At 68.2% G+C, this 1,403-nt stretch carries 1 protein-coding gene; it reads right to left on the minus strand.

Going from position 1 to position 1,403, the window contains the following annotated elements; translation table 11 throughout:
- Positions 1-143 precede the first annotated feature (143 nt).
- Positions 144-1,403 (minus strand): elongation factor G (locus tag AC0682_RS25325; RefSeq protein ID WP_478535267.1); only part of this gene is annotated, 1,260 nt, incomplete at its 5' end.

Below are 1,403 nucleotides of genomic sequence, written 5' to 3' on the forward strand. Positions count from 1 at the left end.
AGCCTTCACGTGTGGGCCCCCCCCCCCCCCCCTCCCACCCCCCCCCCTCCCCCCCCCCCCCCCCCCCCGCCCCCCACCCCCCCCCCCCCCCCCCCCCCCCCCCCCACGGCGTCGTTCGCCCCCCCGGGGGGCGAACACACGGCTTATACGGCGTTCGCCTTCGCGACGATGTCCTCGGCGACGTTCCGCGGGACCTCGGCGTAGGAGTGGAACTGCATCGAGTAGTTGGCGCGGCCCGAGGTCTTGCTGCGGAGGTCTCCGACGTAGCCGAACATCTCCGACAGCGGCACGAGACCGGTCACCAGCTTGGCGCCGTGCCGGTCCTCCATGGACTGGATCTGGCCGCGCCGCGAGTTGATGTCGCCGATGACCTCGCCCATGTAGTCCTCGGGCGTGGTGATCTCGACGGACATCATCGGTTCGAGCAGCACCGGGGACGCCTTCCTCACGGCCTCCTTGAAGGCCATCGAACCAGCGATCTTGAAGGCCAGTTCGGACGAGTCGACCTCGTGGAAGGCGCCGTCGAGCAGGGTGACCTGGATGCCCGTCATGGTGTATCCGGCGAGCACACCGAAGCTCATGGCCTCCTGGCAGCCCGCGTCCACGGAGGGGATGTACTCGCGTGGGATGCGGCCGCCGGTGACCTTGTTGACGAACACGTAGTCGTCGCCGTCGAGCGGCTCGATCGCGATCTGCACCTTGGCGAACTGGCCGGTGCCGCCGGTCTGCTTCTTGTGCGTGAAGTCGAGCCGGTCCACCGTCCCACGGATCGTCTCGCGGTAGGCGACCTGCGGCTTGCCGACGTTGGCCTCGACCTTGAACTCGCGGCGCATGCGGTCGACGAGCACCTCGAGGTGGAGCTCGCCCATGCCGGCGATGATGGTCTGGCCGGTCTCCTCGTCGGTGTGCACCTGGAAGGAGGGGTCTTCCTCCGCGAGACGCTGGATGGCGACGCTCAGCTTCTCCTGGTCACCCTTGGACCTGGGCTCGATCGCGACCTCGATGACCGGTGCCGGGAAGTCCATGGACTCCAGGATGACCGGGTTCTTCTCGTCGCACAGCGTCTCACCGGTGGTGGTCTGTTTCAGGCCCATGACGGCGACGATGTCGCCCGCGCCCACCGAGTCGATTTCGGTGCGCTTGTTGGCGTGCATGCGGTAGATCTTGCCGATGCGCTCCTTCCTGCCCTTGACGGAGTTCAGCACCGCGGTGCCGGCCTCCAGGCGACCGGAGTAGATCCGGACGAAGGTGAGCTTGCCCAGGTGCGGGTCGCTCGCGATCTTGAACGCCAGGCCGGAGAACGGCTCGTCGTCCGAGGGCTTGCGCTTGACGACGACCTCGGGGTCCTTGACGTCGTGGCCCTCGATGGCCTCGACGTCCAGGGGGGAGGGCAGGTAGCGCAC

This window comes from Streptomyces sp. NPDC043746, assembly GCF_056436485.1.